This window comes from Ferdinandcohnia sp. QZ13, from assembly GCF_031324165.1.
Classification (GTDB): domain Bacteria; phylum Bacillota; class Bacilli; order Bacillales; family Bacillaceae_L; genus Ferdinandcohnia.
In genome coordinates this window covers 340,711-358,273 of sequence record NZ_JAVIVW010000015.1, presented here as the reverse complement: position 1 = coordinate 358,273, position 17,563 = coordinate 340,711, and the positions used below count along the sequence as shown (strand labels likewise).

General features: G+C 37.5%; 19 protein-coding genes, 1 rRNA gene and 2 riboswitches. Of the genes, 13 read left to right on the top strand and 7 right to left on the bottom strand.

The window, feature by feature from the left end:
* Positions 1-12: 12 nt before the first annotated feature.
* The gene (locus RGU12_RS15495; RefSeq protein WP_309536878.1) at positions 13-357 is read right to left on the bottom strand and encodes a YqzG/YhdC family protein; all 345 of its coding nucleotides are present in this window, start codon (positions 355-357) and stop codon (positions 13-15) included.
* 101 nt (positions 358-458) lie between these two features.
* On the opposite strand from RGU12_RS15495, the gene RGU12_RS15490 reads away from it, so the two are divergent.
* Both RGU12_RS15490 and RGU12_RS15485 read left to right on the top strand, forming a co-directional pair.
* Positions 459-1,082 carry a YgaN family protein gene (locus RGU12_RS15490; RefSeq protein ID WP_309536877.1) on the top strand — a complete coding sequence of 208 codons (624 nt, stop codon included), beginning with the start codon at positions 459-461 and terminating at the stop codon, positions 1,080-1,082.
* Positions 1,083-1,179: 97 nt separating this feature from the next.
* Positions 1,180-1,779, top strand: coding sequence for a hypothetical protein (locus RGU12_RS15485; RefSeq protein ID WP_309536876.1), 600 nt, complete (start codon positions 1,180-1,182; stop codon positions 1,777-1,779).
* Positions 1,780-1,824: 45 nt separating this feature from the next.
* Here RGU12_RS15485 and RGU12_RS15480 read toward each other — a convergent pair whose 3' ends face one another.
* Together RGU12_RS15480 and RGU12_RS15475 are read right to left on the bottom strand one after the other, a co-directional pair.
* Positions 1,825-2,421 carry a hypothetical protein gene (locus RGU12_RS15480; protein WP_309536875.1) on the bottom strand — a complete coding sequence of 199 codons (597 nt, stop codon included), beginning with the start codon at positions 2,419-2,421 and terminating at the stop codon, positions 1,825-1,827.
* Positions 2,422-2,534: 113 nt separating this feature from the next.
* Positions 2,535-2,918 (bottom strand): helix-turn-helix domain-containing protein, encoded by a 384-nt coding sequence (locus tag RGU12_RS15475; RefSeq protein WP_309536874.1) that lies wholly within the window; start codon positions 2,916-2,918, stop codon positions 2,535-2,537.
* Positions 2,919-3,227: 309 nt separating this feature from the next.
* Here RGU12_RS15475 and RGU12_RS15470 point away from each other — a divergent pair, with 309 nt between their 5' ends.
* From RGU12_RS15470 to RGU12_RS15445, 7 genes are all read left to right on the top strand, one after another.
* The gene (locus tag RGU12_RS15470; protein WP_309536873.1) at positions 3,228-3,860 is read left to right on the top strand and encodes a TasA family protein; all 633 of its coding nucleotides are present in this window, start codon (positions 3,228-3,230) and stop codon (positions 3,858-3,860) included.
* A gap of 130 nt (positions 3,861-3,990) precedes the next feature.
* Positions 3,991-4,578 carry a TasA family protein gene (locus tag RGU12_RS15465; RefSeq protein ID WP_309536872.1) on the top strand — a complete coding sequence of 196 codons (588 nt, stop codon included), beginning with the start codon at positions 3,991-3,993 and terminating at the stop codon, positions 4,576-4,578.
* 116 nt (positions 4,579-4,694) lie between these two features.
* On the top strand, positions 4,695-5,549 hold the full coding sequence (gene tapA, locus RGU12_RS15460) for an amyloid fiber anchoring/assembly protein TapA (RefSeq protein ID WP_309536871.1): 855 nt from the start codon (positions 4,695-4,697) through the stop codon (positions 5,547-5,549).
* A complete protein-coding gene (sipW, locus tag RGU12_RS15455; RefSeq protein ID WP_309536870.1) occupies positions 5,546-6,127 on the top strand; it encodes a signal peptidase I SipW in 582 nt (193 codons plus the stop codon). The genes tapA and sipW overlap by 4 nt, the downstream gene beginning before the upstream one ends.
* A gap of 53 nt (positions 6,128-6,180) precedes the next feature.
* The gene (locus RGU12_RS15450; protein WP_309536869.1) at positions 6,181-6,807 is read left to right on the top strand and encodes a TasA family protein; all 627 of its coding nucleotides are present in this window, start codon (positions 6,181-6,183) and stop codon (positions 6,805-6,807) included.
* 159 nt (positions 6,808-6,966) lie between these two features.
* Positions 6,967-7,263: a DUF5658 family protein gene (locus tag RGU12_RS23775; protein WP_396232367.1), complete on the top strand. Its 297-nt coding sequence runs from the start codon at positions 6,967-6,969 to the stop codon at positions 7,261-7,263.
* A 14-nt stretch (positions 7,264-7,277) separates the two neighbouring features.
* A complete protein-coding gene (locus RGU12_RS15445; RefSeq protein ID WP_309536868.1) occupies positions 7,278-7,481 on the top strand; it encodes a hypothetical protein in 204 nt (67 codons plus the stop codon).
* A 41-nt stretch (positions 7,482-7,522) separates the two neighbouring features.
* Here the strand turns inward: RGU12_RS15445 and RGU12_RS15440 are convergent, their stop codons facing one another.
* From RGU12_RS15440 to RGU12_RS15425, 4 genes are all read right to left on the bottom strand, one after another.
* Positions 7,523-7,849, bottom strand: a complete 327-nt coding sequence (locus tag RGU12_RS15440; protein WP_309536867.1) for a helix-turn-helix domain-containing protein — start codon at positions 7,847-7,849, stop codon at positions 7,523-7,525.
* A 169-nt stretch (positions 7,850-8,018) separates the two neighbouring features.
* Entirely contained in the window at positions 8,019-8,147 is a 129-nt protein-coding gene (locus RGU12_RS15435; RefSeq protein ID WP_309536866.1) for an anti-repressor SinI family protein, read from the bottom strand.
* Positions 8,148-8,176: 29 nt separating this feature from the next.
* A riboswitch (cyclic di-GMP riboswitch) is annotated at positions 8,177-8,266 on the bottom strand.
* 378 nt (positions 8,267-8,644) lie between these two features.
* Positions 8,645-9,439, bottom strand: coding sequence for a YqhG family protein (locus tag RGU12_RS15430; protein WP_309536865.1), 795 nt, complete (start codon positions 9,437-9,439; stop codon positions 8,645-8,647).
* Positions 9,417-11,108: a DEAD/DEAH box helicase gene (locus RGU12_RS15425; protein ID WP_309536864.1), complete on the bottom strand. Its 1,692-nt coding sequence runs from the start codon at positions 11,106-11,108 to the stop codon at positions 9,417-9,419. Before RGU12_RS15425 ends, RGU12_RS15430 begins: the two co-directional genes overlap by 23 nt.
* Positions 11,109-11,403: 295 nt before the next feature.
* A riboswitch (glycine riboswitch) is annotated at positions 11,404-11,497 on the top strand.
* Between the two features lie 207 nt (positions 11,498-11,704).
* On the opposite strand from RGU12_RS15425, the gene gcvT reads away from it, so the two are divergent.
* The 4 genes from gcvT (at position 11,705) to RGU12_RS15405 (ending at position 17,532) form a co-directional block, all read left to right on the top strand.
* A complete protein-coding gene (gcvT, locus tag RGU12_RS15420) occupies positions 11,705-12,835 on the top strand; it encodes a glycine cleavage system aminomethyltransferase GcvT (RefSeq protein WP_309536863.1) in 1,131 nt (376 codons plus the stop codon).
* A 27-nt stretch (positions 12,836-12,862) separates the two neighbouring features.
* Entirely contained in the window at positions 12,863-14,209 is a 1,347-nt protein-coding gene (gcvPA, locus tag RGU12_RS15415) for an aminomethyl-transferring glycine dehydrogenase subunit GcvPA (RefSeq protein ID WP_309536862.1), read from the top strand.
* On the top strand, positions 14,202-15,662 hold the full coding sequence (gcvPB, locus tag RGU12_RS15410; RefSeq protein WP_309536861.1) for an aminomethyl-transferring glycine dehydrogenase subunit GcvPB: 1,461 nt from the start codon (positions 14,202-14,204) through the stop codon (positions 15,660-15,662). The genes gcvPA and gcvPB overlap by 8 nt, the downstream gene beginning before the upstream one ends.
* A gap of 318 nt (positions 15,663-15,980) precedes the next feature.
* A 16S ribosomal RNA gene (locus RGU12_RS15405) occupies positions 15,981-17,532 on the top strand.
* Positions 17,533-17,563 lie beyond the last annotated feature (31 nt).

The following is a 17,563-nucleotide window of genomic DNA, read 5'->3' as shown; positions in this document are numbered from 1 at the left end:
TATGTAAATATACTAGCGATCTGTTTTAACAACCGTAATGTTTTTTACTCTCTCCGTATCCGGTTCAAAGGTGATATTCACAATAACCCCGAACTCTCGATTATCTTGTTTTAACCAAAGCTTGAAACGTTCAACATACATTCCATTTTTCTTATATCTACCAACATGTAAATAATCTACAATTTGGGCTGATGGGTATCGTTTTTGTGTCTCTTCCATCGCGAGCCTTCCCCATTTTGCATATTCAGGTACCGGTTTTTTAGATTCAGCTGTAGTAATAGAGGAATCATTCAAAAGAAAAACAGTCGGGGATAACAACAAACTAAAACAGCATCCAATCAAGATTTTCCTTAACATGACAAACACCTCGCTTTTTACTTAGATTTCCCATCTAAACGGTAAAATTATGCAGATAAAATGGGAATGTATGGTATTATGGAAAAAAAGGGGGAGTGCTGATGAGAAGGGTTTTAAAGAAATTTATTTGCGTTCTTGTATTACTTACTTTGTTTGCATGTAGTACTGAAAATGCTATCGGAAATCCAAAAGATGGTGTGCTTTCACCAGTCAAACAAAATGAAAGAAATTCACAAATTATTAGTTCATTCGGTTTTGATACATTGTTAATGTACGACCTTGATATAAAAAACGAAGAAATAAAAATGATTCATCTTTGGATTGAACATTATAAGAATGGCGAAAAACAAGAAGATCTCTTAAATGGTTCAACCGGTACTAGTGAAAAAATGACATTAGCTGCTTCAAAACTGGACTTCAAAATAGATGATTCAACTACCTATACACGTTGGACTTACTCCGTTGCTGATGGAACCACGTTATCAACATTTGAGTCATCACCGGTCGAACTAGATAGAGGGAATATAGGAATGGCACAAACATGGGTCGGCGATAAAATAAAAATAGAAGCTGAAAAACCGATTACTTTAGCATTAATCGCAAGGTATGATGGAAATGGTGTTGGAATTGGACTAGAAGATGAAGTGATAAAGAATACCATTAAAGATAGCGATGAGGTATTTGTCGTTAAAGCGATGATTAGCAAAAAAGAAGATTATAATTGAGAAAGCGATCCATTCCGGGTCGCTTTTTGCTGTATGATATGTCCACCAAACGCACATATTATCATTATGTGGAATGTTGTATATGGGAGGAAAGATCATGCGGAAACAACTATTTTTTATGGTGATTATCCTATTAAGTGTAGCCTTACTTGTTAGCTGTAAGGGTGATGACAAAGCTAAAGAAAAAAAAGACGAAGCTGAAACAAAAATTCAACAAGTGGAAGATAAAATAATTAACCTTGGCTCATTAGGGTTTACAACAGACGATCTCATAAAAAATTGGAATGAAGCTCAAGCAGAAATGAAGGATTCCGATAAAATTGACCAAATAAATGTGAGAAATGGAGAGTTTAAACACGATGTTAATGATGGAATGATTCTCGAAGGAATTGTAAATGAAACAACCAACGAGGTCATTCGATTATCGATCGTGAAAAAAGACCGAGAAGCTGAGAACCTCAACACAACTTTGGACAAATATGAGGACACAATCGCTGCTTTCTTCTTATTGGTTGCAGTAACAAATACAGAAGAGGCGGTCAAAGATCAGGACATCGGAAAAGTCACATATAAATTAGGTCTCCTTCGAGACAAAGATAAGAAAATTAATGGAACCGCAACATTGAACAATGTGACGTATAAGGCTGAGGAAAATGAGCGGGGATTGGTATTGTCGGCAGTGGAGAAGAGGGATTAATTAAAAAACCTTGAAAGGATTAATTCTTTCAAGGTTTTTTAAACTTTATTCGCCTTTGTCTTTTAGTAAAACTGTTTTTAGTTCTTCAACAATTGCATCAAACTCTTTACCTTCAGTTTCAATACCATGTTGTTTTGCAGTATCAATAATGTTATTTCTTCTAGATTCCGGTTTCATTCTAAGTTCCTCGTATTTATTGGAGGAAGGCTCAGTTATTTCAGGTTTTTCATTATATTTTTCTTTTAATTCTGATATAATCGCTTCTTCTGATTTACCTTCTACTTCAATCCCAATTTCTTTTGCTTTATGCTGAAGTATTGTAGAACGTATTTCAGTTTCTATTTTCTCCTGTGTTTTCCCTTTGGTATCAATACCCAAATCCTTGGCTTGATTTTGTAATTGTTCACTATCTCTTACCGGACGACGAAAATCACTGGAAGGTTTTGGATTAGTTGTTTCTTCAGTAATTCGTTTTTCTTTGTTTTTCGGTTCCGTTCCCTTTGGACTTTCATTAGACGTTGAAACTACGCTTTCTTTTTTTATGCTATTGCCAATATCTTCACTTGCTAAAACCGGTAATAATTGGGTGAATCCTAAACATATTACACCTATTAAACCAGTTATCAGAATTCTTCTTTTCATAGGTTTCACTCTCTCCTTTCACTAAATAATAGTAAGTTGATCTTAATAGGATTCAAGAGCAATGAATTACATCATCACTATTTCCATAGTTGTTCACTTTTAATCTAAATCATTTATTGTTTTGTCACGTTATCAATATTATTCCCTCCTTCGTTTTTTATGTGATCATTTTTCCAGTTTCTAAATTTAATGAAGTTCTGAATTTCACGGAAATCCTCTTTGCTTAATCCATCATCAATTGCTTTCATTAAAAGCTTTGTCCACTCCTTATCAAGTATTTCGTTTGTAATTGTGTCAGTTTTTTCCTCTCCTAATAAATATTCGATACTTGTATCAAGTGGTTTTGAAATCTTAGTTAAGAATTGAAGAGAAGGATTTTTTTGTACATCTCGTTCAATATAACTTAAATAAGACTTTGAAACTCCAGCACGCTTTGCAAGCTCTGTAATGGTGAGTCTTTTTTGCTTTCGTAATTCCTTAATCCTGGATCCAATCATCTTCCTTCTCCTTCATATATTGAATGCCCGCATGTTCATTATAAGGAACTTTTCGTTCTTAATAAAATAATAAAATAGTAAGAAAACAAGAGGTAATTCGAGATAAAGAACGATAATAGTTCTTTATTAAGAAAAAATGGCTGATTTTGGGATTTTTCAAATATAAGACTTATGGGCTATACTCACATTGTAAGTTCGTTAGAAAGAACAAGAAAGAACTTTATGAAGTACATATCTTGGTTGATCTCCTTATCAATACATAAGGATTCAATAAAAAATTATTTAAGGGAAAAAGAGGAGGAAACAAAAATGAGTTTGAAAAAGAAATTAGGTTTAGGGGTAGCATCAGCAGCACTAGGATTGGCATTAATCGGGGGAGGAACATTTGCATACTTTAGTGACACAGAAGTAACAAACAATACGTTTGCAGCAGGTACATTAGATCTAGCAGTTAACCCATCTGTTGTTATTGATGTTGATAATTTAAAACCTGGGGACATCATGGTTCGTGAATTCCAATTAGAGAACAATGGCTCTCTTGATATTTCAACAATTGATTTAGCTACTGCTTATAATGTTGTTGATGCAAAAGGTGATAATGTTGATGATTTTGGTAAACACATTAAAGTGCTTTTCTTAGAGAATGCTGACAAAACGGGTGATGGTTGGGTTATCGGTGACTATAATGATGTAATCTCTGAAACAACATTATACGACCTTCAAAATATGACTCCGGATGCAGTTGAAAATGTCCAACACTGGATTACATGGTTATTTGGTCTAAACGGTGAAGGTGACGGGTTAAAAGCAGGAACTAGTGACCAAATGTATGTTGCATTCGAGTTTGTTGACAATAATGCAGATCAAAACGAATTCCAAGGTGACGCTTTAGAGCTGAAGTGGACATTTACTGCTCACCAAACTGAAGGTGAATTAAGATAATAGTTCACAAATGAACAGGGGAAGGGGATTCTATCTCCTTCCTTGCTTACATACTAAGTTAAGTCAAAACAGTTATATCATATAAAAAATGTTCTTTATACAAAACAAATAAAGGAAAAGGAGATTGAAAATGAGTATTAAGAAAAAATTAGGATTATCTGCTGCAACAGCTGTTCTAGGTTTAAGTTTAATAGGTGGAGGAACATTCGCATATTTTAATGATACTGAAGTAACGAATAATACATTTGCTGCTGGAACGTTAGATATTGGGTTAAAGGGTGTAGATGATAGAGAAGAAGTTGATTTGAGTATTGACAATATGAAGCCAGGTGACTGGAAAGTCCACCAAATCCGTATATATAACGAAGGAAGTTTAGATATTAATGATGTAAAACTAAATGTAGATTATGAAATATCTGATGCAAATGGTAATAATAACGGTGAAGATTTTGCTGATCATATTTTTGTTCACATTATGAAACTTGGATCAAGGGAAGTTGTAGCTGATTGGGTACCACTTTCTCAAATTGAAAATTTAGTTGTGGCTGAGGACTTAAAACCTGAAAGTGGAAGGCCATACCAAACTGATCATAGACAAACATTACGAGTTGATTTTAAATTCAATGATAATGGTCAAGATCAAAATATCTTCCAAGGGGATTCAATAGACTTTGAATTAAGTTTTGAAGCAAGTCAAAAAGAGGGAGAATTAAGGTAACTTAATGGAAGGAGGGATCCCTCCTTCCACTTTATACATATTTATGAAAACATATGATCAACTTTGTTTTCATAAATATGTATAAATATTGTTATGAAGAAGGGCGGAACATAAATATGAATGAGAATAGTAGATTGTTAAGAGGGATAAAACAAAGAAAAAATCGATTTTTTGCCGTTCTTAAAATAGCATTAGTATTTTATTTAATGATTTTCTCAATTAAATATGTGACATCAAGTACTGCTGCCCACTTCACTTCTAGTAAAAAAGCAAATGTAACACTCACAGCAGGTACATGGGCGGATAATAGTAAATTAGCATTTATTGATAAAGGCAATATAAATTTAAAAGCATGTCCAGCAAAAATGAAAGTAACGATAAAGAATATTAGTGATAGCGATATGAAAACACCAAGTAAATTTGAAATTTACTATATTGATAAGGATGAGAATGGCGGAAAAGATAAGGGGGGTAACCCGAAAATTCAAGGAACGAAAATAGATATTCCCGAAGGACAGGATGTAATACCTCCTTTAGCAAGTGGAGAACAAACACTACTTAGCTTTGTTACAAATCAAGAGTCTGAAGAGGGCTTTTACACGTTTTATGCATATCAAACAAATAAATCTGTTGAGGATGTTTGGAGTGTAAAAGTAAAAGTAAAATGTCAACATAATCAATCGGTAAACGAACAAAGTGACTCACCTAAAGAAGAGACGCCTAAGGAATCAGTAGAAAATGAGAATGTTGAAACGCCGGAAACAAAACCAATAGAAGAAACAGGGTCAGATAAAGCTGCAAATCAGACACCAGAAAATAATGAACAAACTACTACAAATAAAAGTGAAGAAACCCCTGCATCAGCTGGAAGTAATAGCGATAACCAAACTCAAGATGCAGTAAATGTAAATAACTCACTTCCTAATGAAACGATAAATGTTGAAGGAAATAAGGAGAAGGATGGACAATGAAAAAGAAGATTCTTAAATGGTTAAATCATTTAGTTACAGGTTTATTGGTAGTTTTATTAATATGCGTTGCGTCATTAGTTGTTACATCTAAACTCTCTGGAGGGGAGCCTTCTGTTTTTGGATATCAATTGAAAACAGTTTTATCAGGTTCGATGGAGCCAGGTATAAAAACAGGTTCTATTATCGCAGTAAAAACAGGTGGAGATATGACTCGTTTCAAAGAGGGCGATGTTATCACATTTATGGAAGAAGATGAAAAACTTATCACCCACAGAATTACTGAAGTTATTAAAAATGATAATCAGCTGATGTATAGAACCAAAGGAGATAATAATAATACAGAGGATATCAATCCAGTATTAGCTCAAAATGTGGTCGCGGAATATCGTGGATTTACCATACCATATCTCGGTTACTTTGCAGATTTTGCAGACTCAAAAAAAGGAACTGTTTTATTAATGATCGTACCTGGGATTTTAATATTCCTATATTCTATTTTCACACTTTGGAGAACAATCTCAAAAATTGATTTAAATAGCAAGTCGAAAAATGCTGTTGAAGAAACTAAAACTAATTAAGGATCAATATTTATTAATATTGATCCCCTTCTAGGGAAGGAAGGGAGCATAAAATGAAGAGGGGAAAGGGTTTTCTTAGAATACTATATTTTATGTCAGTATGTACACTTTTGTTTTTTTCTCAAATAAATCAAGTCTCTGCGTCTCCAACGAAGAATAGTAAGGAAATAGACATCATGACAACTCCAGAAAAAGTATTGTTTGATATTGAAAATTTTAAGCCTGGCGACTGGGCTACTAGAACTTTAACAATAAAAAATAGTGGTTCTGAGGATTTTAAATATCTAACGTCGGCGAAGCGCAAGTCAGGGTCAAAAGAATTATATGAAGAGTTATATCTTACTATATCTGATAAAAGTGGAGAGCTTTTTAAAGGGAAATTAAGTGAATTTAATACAATCGATCCTAGATCAATTGCGAGTGGAAAACAAGAAGAATTAACTTTTACGGTAGAATTTCCGTCCCATTTAGGTAATGAATATCAAGGTTTAACAACTGAGGTTGAACTTAAATTCTATGCAGAAGGTACATTAGGTGGGGCACTTCCTGTTGACGGGCCAAAACTTCCCAAGACGGGAACCAATACCTTTAACGTTTTAATTGTAGGAATTGCTTTAGTCTTAAGCGGCAGTATTTTATTTTTAATTTTAAAAAGAAAACGCTTAAAAACCGTTCGCTAATCTATATAGATTGATAAGGTGATTGTATTTGCAATGATGTTCTTTATTAAGAAATGTTTTAATTAGAAATAGGAGCTGACTATTTCTCTCCATTGACAACGCTGTGTATTTTTTAAAAGATTCTCATCATGGATTCATATTAATTTAGTGAGGTTCTTAATGAAATTTATCCTCATACTCCTAGCAAACTTAAATCTATTAGACGCATGTATTACCCATTTTGGAATACTTTGGGGCCATATTTCTGAAGCAAACCCGATAATGTTTTCATTATACGAAATCCATCCATTTTTATTTCTTTTTGTAAAAGCAATGCTTTCCATATTTTTAATTGTACTTATTTTCATAATTCGTTTTCCAGTGAGTAAAATAATTCATACTTTATCCTATGTAGCTACTGCTTTCTACGTCTATGTTATTTCCCTCCATGGCTATTGGATTATTCAAATATCTTAAATGGAGGAAACCCAATGTATACGAAAACATGCCCAAAATGTAGCCAGCCTTCCTTTTGTAGCAGTAAGTATGGTGAATGGGACTGCCCGATATGTCAAGCCGATCTTTCAAGCCTTCGTGCACGTGATGCTGGTGATGTTTTTCATACGACTCTACATAAGAAATACACAACTACCCATCTATCTGAATCCCATACCGCTTTCGAAACATACATATAAAATAAAAAATGCTTCAGGCAACGATGTCGCCGAAGCATTTTCTATTTATTGTTCATTTTCCATTTGTTGAATTCTAAGAATGATCGAAATTCCTCTTTGGAAACTCCTGATTTCATTGCCTCTCGTACAAGCCTTGTCCATTCTGAATCAAGTTCTACCCTTTCAGGCTCTGATTGTTCGTGGAGTAATTCGTTTACTGTTACGCCTAGTACTGTAGATATTTTTTCAAGAAACTGGATAGAAGGATTTGATTGGAGATTCCGTTCGATTGAGCTCAAGTATGATTTGGCAACTCCTGCACGATCTGCTAGTTCAGATAGTGATAATTGTTTTTGTAGACGATATGTTTTAATACGTTGTCCAATCATTACTTTTCACCTTCCTTCCTATTTTTATTATAACATATAACGAAGAATATGTTTTATAATAAGAACATAAAAAATGTAAATAGTATAAAGAACCCGGTATATTAACCGAGTTCTTTGGCATCCAATTGTTTCTATTTTGTTGAAGTTCCTGTATGAATTATTAGGTCTGTTATGCTGTTTTACTTTGGAGGAAAGCTTGAATATCCTGGATGCTCATTCCCATCTCCACTGCTTCTAATATAAGGTCGATCCATTCCTGATCCAATTGCTCATTTTTGAATTGTACTTCATTTAACATTTGATTTCCTCCCAAAATACATTAGTATTCCAGGCAGTCCAGCCATCATAATTGTAATCTACAACCTTAGATCTGTGACTTTGCGTCCCTATTTTTCAATAGGTTTGCCTTTGTCTGTTCAAACCTTAGCTGACTGACCTAACACGATAGTCCATATATGTATAGAACCTTTGTATTACATTAAGAAGTATAAAACACAGAAATTACTTTTTCTGTAAAAAACTGTCGATATCAAAATATTTATAAAAGACTGATAATTAAACGTGTAAACTATCGAATAGTGGTTAAATACTCCTGTTTATGTAGAACAAACTCGAAGAACAGGGAGAAGGGCCTATGATTTGTTAACTAGTTAAAAGGTATGGTTAATGTATAACGATATTCTAAAACGATTTTTTGTAATTTTTCCAATGAAATGCAAGGTATTTGTCGAACGATTTTTTAGAAATCACCTTAAAAAAATGTAACCTACCCCCAAAAATGGGGATAGGCCTATTTCAGATCGCATTTTGACAAAGATAAAACAATCCGCCATTGATAATTTCGACAAGAACTTTCGGTTCGTATTGGTCCTTAAGTGCTTCTTTTTCAATTTCATAGCTCTCTGGTTTTTCGTCAATTCCCTCATAAAAGGCATCTAACAGAGCTAAATCCTCGTCCCAGCGTTGTCTCGCTTCATCTGCCCATGCATGATCCTGTGATTCCACATAGCCTCTCACATATTGCTGAAGACGATTGACACCACTTTGAGGTTTAACTAACGGTGACATTGTATACGTTAAATCAGGAATTTTTGGTGTGAGTGGTAGTTTTTCAAGTTTTTCCTGAAAATCCTCAACAATGATTCCGTTGATTAGCTGTAAGCCCAGTGACATTAACACGTCACGTTTACGGTCACTTTTATAGGAAACCTTTACATTCAACCCTAGCCAAGGGAAAAGGGGAGTATTTCCTTGAGTACCCGGAGGCTTTTGTTGATACAATCGAATATAGCTTGCTAGCTTTTTTGTAGATTCAAAAATTTGGTGCAAGCGAGGAGCACCGAAATGGATAAAGTCACCTTTTACACTGTCGGGCGTTTGGTCACGATCTGTAATCAATGTTAGCTTCATCGGATTCGGTTCTCCACCTGTTTTTTCAACATATGTCCAATAAAAGGGGCGGTTCATGAGTTGTTTATCCAAATCAATTGTCAATTGCACGGTCATATACCCAGGATGTCTTTCAAGAATTTCACAATGATTTGAAACAAAATAATTCTCAAGAAAATTAACGATTTCCTGTTGCTGCACGCTGCTCACCCTCATTTTGTTCTTCAAAACTAATAATCGAAGTTAAATTTTCCATTTTAATTCTCATTTCACCCTCACTCCGAGATCGAAGCATGATATCTTGTATATGATCTTCAATATTACCAAGATCCAGCCTCGTTAAAATATCATCTAGTTGACCAATGACACGTTCAAACAAATTAATTTTTTCATATAATAGCTTTAAAATATGCTCTTCAACCGTGTTCTTCGTTGCGAAATTATAAATATGAACATCCTTTTCCTGACCAAGACGATGAATACGTCCAATGCGCTGTTCAAGTCTCATCGGATTCCAAGGAAGGTCATAGTTGATAATATGGTTACAGAATTGCAGGTTAATCCCTTCGCCACCAGCCTCAGTTGCAATCAAAACCTGGAACTTTCCTTTAAACAATTCTCTCATCCAATCCTTTTTCCCACGCTTGAATCCACCTCTAAATGGAACCGATGATATTCCATTTTGCTGCAGGAACCATTGCAAGTACATTTGCGTTGCACGATATTCGGTAAAAATGATGACTTTATCATCTATTTGTTTAATTAATTCCACTGCTTTCTCGGCCTTTGAATTTTGCGTGACCTGTTCGACCTTTTTCATAAGTCCCATCACCATATCCTCAGGTACCGCAGCACTGCCATCCTCATTCTTCTTCTCAAGCATCTTTTTCAATGTAAAATAGACGGCCTCGCGACTACTGCAAGCCTCTCTTTGCAAAGTTAGAATGGAGAACATACTGGACGCAAAACCTGATAAGCTAGAACGATAGGCAGAAATCGCATCATATAACTCCTGTTCAGTCTCTGAGAACTCGATCGGAACTGTTTCAACCTTCCGTTTTGTCCATTCAATTCCCGTATCATCACGGCGATTTCGAATCATCACTTTATTGACCAATTCTTTCAAATGCTCATGATCATCGATCGAGCGGCTCTTTTTCCCAAATGATTCTTCAAAATTTTCCTGATTACCTAAATGTCCGGGCTTAAGTAACGACACAAGGTTAAAAATCTCATCAATTCGGTTTTGAATAGGGGTAGCTGTTAATAGTAAACAAAACTTCTTTTTTAGATTTTGAACAAATTCATAGTTTTTCGTTTTATTGTTTTTTAGCTTATGAGCCTCGTCAATGATGATCAAATCGTAATCCTGCTCATACACAATTTCCCGATGGGGACTTCTTTTAGCAGTATCTATGGATGAAACAATGACATCATATTGCTCCCACATATAGCTCTTTTTCTGCTGGACCGCAGGAATATAAAATTTTTGATTTAATTCCGAAGCCCATTGGGATACAAGGGAGGCTGGAACAAGAATCAAAACCTTTTTCACAAGTCCGCGAATCATATATTCTTTTAAAATCAGGCCTGCCTCAATTGTTTTTCCAAGCCCTACCTCATCGGCTAAAATTGCTTTTCCATTCATTTTTTCAACCACTTGCTTCGCAACCTCAAGTTGATGGGGAAGTGGTGTTAACTGTGGTAAATGCTTAGGAGCCTGAAGACCCTCGAATTCAGGTATCGACTGGTGTTTTTCTACTTCATATGCAAGCTTGTATAACTCCCAGTTCGCCCAAGGACCGTCATCGTCAATTCTTTGCAAAAAGTCACCTTGCCACGACTGATCAAATTCAAAATCGACATTCATATTTTCACAGTCCTTTCTTAGTTGAGTATGATATTCGTATAGAAAAAATAGAACTTCCCTCCAAAAACCGAACGTTTTACTAAAAAAATAAAATAATGTTAAGGAAATAATATATTGCCCAAATCGCTGGATGATGGTAGGATGAAGGTAGTTGGAAACGCTTCTCTTTGTTTTTAACAAGGCTTTAGCGTTCTATCTTTATAATGAAAATGTAAGCTTTTGGGCTGGACATGATAATTTTTCCATAGTCATTTTGTTAGTGTTACCAAAAAAATGAAAAATATGAAGACCGCGAATGATAACAAGGGGAGAGACTACTTTTTTGTAGCGCCGAAGGAGCAAGCAAAGACAATTGTGAATCTCTCAGGCAAAAAGACTCTTGTTTGACGCAACTCTGGAGAGAGCCAGTATGGCCACCAAAGGGGCAAACCTAAATAGAGTTCAATGAGGGGACGAATCCCGACGTTTTTGAACATCTTTTTAGATAAACTTTCAGGTGCAAGGACAGAGACTTCACAATGCTGTGGAGTTTATCTGTCCTTTTTTGCGTTTTCAGAATCTTTTGGTTTTGTAACGAGCCCCAAATACCAAATTAAATGAGGATATGTGAAGGAGGAATCGGGTTGACTGAATTAAAACGAACACCATTATTTGATGAGTATCAAAAGCATGGCGCCAAAACAATTGATTTTGGTGGATGGGATCTACCTGTCCAATTCTCAAGTATTAAAGAAGAACATGAAGCTGTTCGCACAAAAGCAGGTCTTTTTGACGTTTCTCACATGGGTGAAATCGATGTGAAAGGAAAGGACAGCTTGGCATATCTTCAAAAATTGATGACAAATGATGTTTCAACTTTAAAAGATGGCGCAACACAATACACGGCTATGTGCTATGAAAATGGTGGAACAATTGATGACCTACTTATCTATAAAAAATCCGATGAACATTACTTATTAGTTGTAAATGCCTCAAATACAGAAAAAGATTTTGATTGGTTAAAAGAACATGTCTTTGGTGATGTAAAAGTAGTCAACATTTCAAACGAGATTGGACAACTTGCACTTCAAGGACCACTAGCTGAAGTAGTTTTACAGAAACTAACAAATACAAAATTAAACGAAATTAAATTTTTTAAATTCCAAGACGAAGTTGAAATTGCAGGAAAGAAAACACTTGTTTCTAGAACTGGCTATACAGGTGAAGATGGTTTTGAAATATATTGTCAAGCTGAAGATACAGCAGTCTTATGGAATGCCATTTTAGAAGCTGGGGAACCGGAAGGGGTTTTACCTTGTGGATTAGGTGCGCGTGATACATTGCGCTTTGAAGCCAATCTTGCGCTTTATGGACAAGAACTATCTAAAGATATCACACCAATCGAAGCTGGAATCGGCTTTGCGGTGAAGCCAAATAAAGAAGCTGACTTTATTGGAAAAACAGTATTAAAACAGCAAAAAGAAGAGGGAGCTCCTCGAAAAATCGTAGGAATCGAAATGATTGATAAGGGAATACCACGTCAAGGTTATGAAGTTTATAGTGGTGACGAGCAAGTGGGCGAAGTTACAACAGGAACACAATCACCAACCCTTCAAAAAAATATTGGTTTAGTTCTTATTAAATCTGAGCATGCCGAACTAGGAAAAGAAGTTGAAGTTCAAGTTCGTAAAAAGCGTCTTAAAGCAGTTGTGGTGGCAACACCTTTTTATAAGCGACCAAAAAAATAAATGGAGTTGTGGGAAAGGGGTACATTCATGAAACATCGTTATTTACCGATGACGGAACAAGATAAAAACGAAATGCTTCAAGCAATCGGCGTATCCAAAGTCGATGAGCTTTTTAGTGATATTCCAGAAAGTGTTCAATTTAAAGGCGAATACAAGATCAAGAAGGCGAAATCAGAAACTGCTTTAATGAAAGAACTTTCTGGACTTGCAGCAAAAAATGCTGATTTACGCCACAATGCTTCATTCTTAGGAGCAGGTGTGTACGATCACTATATGCCAGTAATTGTTGACCATGTTCTTTCACGTTCAGAATTTTATACAGCTTATACACCATACCAACCTGAAATTTCACAAGGTGAGTTACAAGCAATCTTTGAATTCCAAACCATGATTTGTGAGCTAACAGGAATGGATGTAGCAAACTCTTCAATGTATGATGGTGGAACAGCTTTAGCAGAAGCTGCGATGCTCGCATCTGGCCATACAAAAAAGAAAAAAGTACTCGTATCTCAAGCAGTACATCCCGAATCTAGATTGGTTCTAGAAACCTATGCAAAGGGTCAATACATTGAAGTTGTTGAAGTCCCAACAAAGAACGGTGTAACGGATGTTGATGCGCTAAACTCCTTGATGGATAACGATGTAGCATGTGTTATCGTTCAGTATCCTAATTTCTTAGGTCAAATTGAACCGTTAAAAGAAATTGAAGCAGTTGCTCACACTGGAAAGAGCTTGTTTGTTGTATCAAGTAATCCATTAGCACTTGGAGCTTTAACACCTCCAGGAAAATTTGGTGCAGATATCGTTGTTGGGGATGCACAGCCATTTGGAATCCCAGCAGCGTTTGGCGGACCTCACTGTGGGTATTTCGCGGTTACATCGAAATTAATGCGTAAAGTTCCAGGCCGTCTAGTTGGTCAAACGGTAGATGAAGAAGGAAAACGTGGCTTTGTATTAACACTTCAGGCGCGTGAACAACATATCCGTCGTGACAAAGCAACTTCAAATATTTGTTCAAACCAAGCCCTAAACGCATTAGCGGCCTCTGTTGCAATGACGGCATTAGGTAAAAAAGGTGTAAAAGAAATTGCAACCCAAAACATTCAAAAAGCCTACTATGCAAAACAACAATTTAAAGAAAATGGCTTCGAAATCCAATTTGAAGGTCCATTCTTTAATGAATTTGTTGTAAATGTAGGTAAATCTGTAAAAGACGTAAATGCTCGTTTAATAGAAAAAGGAATGATCGGCGGATACGATTTGGGTCGTGACTACCCAGAACTTGAGGGGAATATGTTAGTGGCAGTAACTGAGCTTCGTACAAAAGAAGAGATTGATACTCTTGTAAAAGAATTGGGGGATAGCCATGAATAAGCAAGATCAACCATTAATTTTTGAACTATCAAAGCCAGGGCGAATTGGCTATAGTTTGCCAGAATTAGACGTCCCTGAGGTAAATATTGATGAGGTTATCCCTAGTGACTATCTTCGCGTAGAGGAGCCGGAGCTACCAGAAGTATCAGAATTAGATATTATGCGTCATTACACTGCGTTATCTAAACGTAATCATGGGGTAGATTCAGGATTTTATCCACTAGGATCATGTACAATGAAATACAATCCAAAAATTAATGAAAATGTGGCTCGCTATAATGGATTTGCTCATATTCATCCTTTACAAGACGAGAGTACAGTTCAAGGTGCGATGGAGTTAATGTATGATCTCCAAGAGCATCTAAAAGAAATTACGGGAATGGATGAAGTAACCCTTCAACCAGCAGCAGGTGCACATGGTGAGTGGACTGGATTGATGATGATCCGAGCATATCATGAAGCAAACAATGATACTGCTCGTACAAAAGTAATCGTTCCTGACTCAGCACATGGTACAAACCCAGCGTCTGCAACAGTAGCAGGTTTTGAGACGATTACAGTAAAATCTGGTGAAGACGGACTTGTAGATTTAGAGGATTTACGTCGAGTAGTTGGGCCAGACACTGCTGCATTGATGCTCACAAATCCTAATACTTTAGGCCTTTTTGAGGAAAATATCCTAGAAATGACAGAAATCATCCATTCAGCTGGTGGTAAAGTATATTATGACGGAGCAAACTTAAATGCGGTATTAAGTAAGGCTCGCCCTGGAGACATGGGATTTGACGTTGTTCATTTAAACTTACACAAGACATTTACTGGTCCACATGGTGGTGGCGGTCCAGGTTCAGGTCCTGTTGGAGTAAAGGAAGATTTAATACCATACCTACCAAAACCAGTACTTGTTAAAACAGAAGAAGGTTTTCATTTCGATTACAACCGTCCACAATCAATTGGGCGTGTAAAACCTTTCTATGGAAACTTTGGAATCAATGTTCGTGCATATACGTACATTCGTTCAATGGGACCAGATGGTCTAAAAGCTGTAACTGAAAATGCTGTTATTAATGCAAACTACATGATGCGCCGTCTAGCACCGTATTTTGACCTACCATATGATAAACACTGTAAGCACGAATTTGTTTTATCTGGCAGACGTCAAAAGAAATTAGGTGTTCGTACTCTAGATATTGCAAAACGATTGCTCGATTTTGGATACCATCCACCAACCATCTACTTCCCATTAAATGTGGAGGAATGTATGATGATTGAACCAACTGAAACAGAATCAAAAGAAACACTAGATGCATTCATCGAAGCAATGATCCAGATTGCGAAAGAAGCGGAAGAAAATCCAGAAATCGTTCAAGAAGCACCACACACAACGGTTGTCAGTCGACTAGATGAAACATTAGCAGCAAGAAAACCAGTTTTACGCTATCAAAAACAATAAACAACTATATAGAAGAGATTCGTCCTGTTTTGGGTGAGTCTCTTTTTTTTACCATTAATTACCGTGGTTAAAAGTATTGAAAAATGAATGGGAGGCTGATACTATAGATTAAGTCATCACGGCAACGTGATTGATTGAGTCACAACTTTTAAAGAAGAAAAATTGATTCGAAAAAAAGTTGTTGACACAAATGATTAATAAATGATATATTGATAAAGTCGCTTCTGAGAGGCGAACAAAAAAGTTCTTTGAAAACTGAACACAATACAAGCGTCAACGTTAATTCTAAGTAACAAACTTATTGAGCAATCAATACTCTTATTGGAGAGTTTGATCCTGGCTCAGGATGAACGCTGGCGGCGTGCCTAATACATGCAAGTCGAGCGAATCTGAGGGAGCTTGCTCCCAAAGATTAGCGGCGGACGGGTGAGTAACACGTGGGCAACCTGCCTGTAAGACTGGGATAACTTCGGGAAACCGGAGCTAATACCGGATAACATATGAGACCACATGGTCTCGTATTAAAAGATGGCTTTTAGCTATCACTTACAGATGGGCCCGCGGCGCATTAGCTAGTTGGTGAGGTAACGGCTCACCAAGGCGACGATGCGTAGCCGACCTGAGAGGGTGATCGGCCACACTGGGACTGAGACACGGCCCAGACTCCTACGGGAGGCAGCAGTAGGGAATCTTCCGCAATGGACGAAAGTCTGACGGAGCAACGCCGCGTGAGCGAAGAAGGTCTTCGGATCGTAAAGCTCTGTTGTTAGGGAAGAACAAGTATCGTTCGAATAGGGCGGTACCTTGACGGTACCTAACCAGAAAGCCACGGCTAACTACGTGCCAGCAGCCGCGGTAATACGTAGGTGGCAAGCGTTATCCGGAATTATTGGGCGTAAAGCGCGCGCAGGCGGTCCTTTAAGTCTGATGTGAAAGCCCACGGCTCAACCGTGGAGGGTCATTGGAAACTGGGGGACTTGAGTGCAGAAGAGGAGAGCGGAATTCCACGTGTAGCGGTGAAATGCGTAGAGATGTGGAGGAACACCAGTGGCGAAGGCGGCTCTCTGGTCTGTAACTGACGCTGAGGCGCGAAAGCGTGGGGAGCGAACAGGATTAGATACCCTGGTAGTCCACGCCGTAAACGATGAGTGCTAAGTGTTAGAGGGTTTCCGCCCTTTAGTGCTGCAGCAAACGCATTAAGCACTCCGCCTGGGGAGTACGGTCGCAAGACTGAAACTCAAAGGAATTGACGGGGGCCCGCACAAGCGGTGGAGCATGTGGTTTAATTCGAAGCAACGCGAAGAACCTTACCAGGTCTTGACATCCTCTGACACTCCTAGAGATAGGACTTTCCCCTTCGGGGGACAGAGTGACAGGTGGTGCATGGTTGTCGTCAGCTCGTGTCGTGAGATGTTGGGTTAAGTCCCGCAACGAGCGCAACCCTTGATCTTAGTTGCCAGCATTTAGTTGGGCACTCTAAGGTGACTGCCGGTGACAAACCGGAGGAAGGTGGGGATGACGTCAAATCATCATGCCCCTTATGACCTGGGCTACACACGTGCTACAATGGATGGTACAAAGGGCAGCAAAACCGCGAGGTTAAGCCAATCCCATAAAACCATTCTCAGTTCGGATTGCAGGCTGCAACTCGCCTGCATGAAGCCGGAATCGCTAGTAATCGCGGATCAGCATGCCGCGGTGAATACGTTCCCGGGCCTTGTACACACCGCCCGTCACACCACGAGAGTTTGTAACACCCGAAGTCGGTGGGGTAACCGTAAGGAGCCAGCCGCCTAAGGTGGGACAGATGATTGGGGTGAAGTCGTAACAAGGTAGCCGTATCGGAAGGTGCGGCTGGATCACCTCCTTTCTAAGGAAACTGAAGTTCTACGAACTTCATA

Excerpts from the sequence above, each read along its gene's own strand:
- RGU12_RS15485 (WP_309536876.1), top strand. The coding sequence starts at position 1,180 with ATGCGGAAACAACTATTTTTTATGGTGATTATCCTATTAAGTGTAGCC.
- gcvPB (WP_309536861.1), top strand. The coding sequence starts at position 14,202 with ATGAATAAGCAAGATCAACCATTAATTTTTGAACTATCAAAGCCAGGG.
- RGU12_RS15450 (WP_309536869.1), top strand. The coding sequence starts at position 6,181 with ATGAAGAGGGGAAAGGGTTTTCTTAGAATACTATATTTTATGTCAGTA.
- RGU12_RS15445 (WP_309536868.1), top strand. The coding sequence starts at position 7,278 with ATGTATACGAAAACATGCCCAAAATGTAGCCAGCCTTCCTTTTGTAGC.
- gcvPA (WP_309536862.1), top strand. The coding sequence starts at position 12,863 with ATGAAACATCGTTATTTACCGATGACGGAACAAGATAAAAACGAAATG.
- tapA (WP_309536871.1), top strand. The coding sequence starts at position 4,695 with ATGAATGAGAATAGTAGATTGTTAAGAGGGATAAAACAAAGAAAAAAT.
- RGU12_RS15435 (WP_309536866.1), bottom strand. The coding sequence starts at position 8,147 with ATGTTAAATGAAGTACAATTCAAAAATGAGCAATTGGATCAGGAATGG.
- sipW (WP_309536870.1), top strand. The coding sequence starts at position 5,546 with ATGAAAAAGAAGATTCTTAAATGGTTAAATCATTTAGTTACAGGTTTA.
- RGU12_RS15470 (WP_309536873.1), top strand. The coding sequence starts at position 3,228 with ATGAGTTTGAAAAAGAAATTAGGTTTAGGGGTAGCATCAGCAGCACTA.
- RGU12_RS15440 (WP_309536867.1), bottom strand. The coding sequence starts at position 7,849 with ATGATTGGACAACGTATTAAAACATATCGTCTACAAAAACAATTATCA.
- RGU12_RS15490 (WP_309536877.1), top strand. The coding sequence starts at position 459 with ATGAGAAGGGTTTTAAAGAAATTTATTTGCGTTCTTGTATTACTTACT.
- RGU12_RS15475 (WP_309536874.1), bottom strand. The coding sequence starts at position 2,918 with ATGATTGGATCCAGGATTAAGGAATTACGAAAGCAAAAAAGACTCACC.
- RGU12_RS15465 (WP_309536872.1), top strand. The coding sequence starts at position 3,991 with ATGAGTATTAAGAAAAAATTAGGATTATCTGCTGCAACAGCTGTTCTA.
- RGU12_RS23775 (WP_396232367.1), top strand. The coding sequence starts at position 6,967 with ATGAAATTTATCCTCATACTCCTAGCAAACTTAAATCTATTAGACGCA.
- gcvT (WP_309536863.1), top strand. The coding sequence starts at position 11,705 with ATGAGGATATGTGAAGGAGGAATCGGGTTGACTGAATTAAAACGAACA.
- RGU12_RS15425 (WP_309536864.1), bottom strand. The coding sequence starts at position 11,108 with ATGAATGTCGATTTTGAATTTGATCAGTCGTGGCAAGGTGACTTTTTG.
- RGU12_RS15480 (WP_309536875.1), bottom strand. The coding sequence starts at position 2,421 with ATGAAAAGAAGAATTCTGATAACTGGTTTAATAGGTGTAATATGTTTA.
- RGU12_RS15495 (WP_309536878.1), bottom strand. The coding sequence starts at position 357 with ATGTTAAGGAAAATCTTGATTGGATGCTGTTTTAGTTTGTTGTTATCC.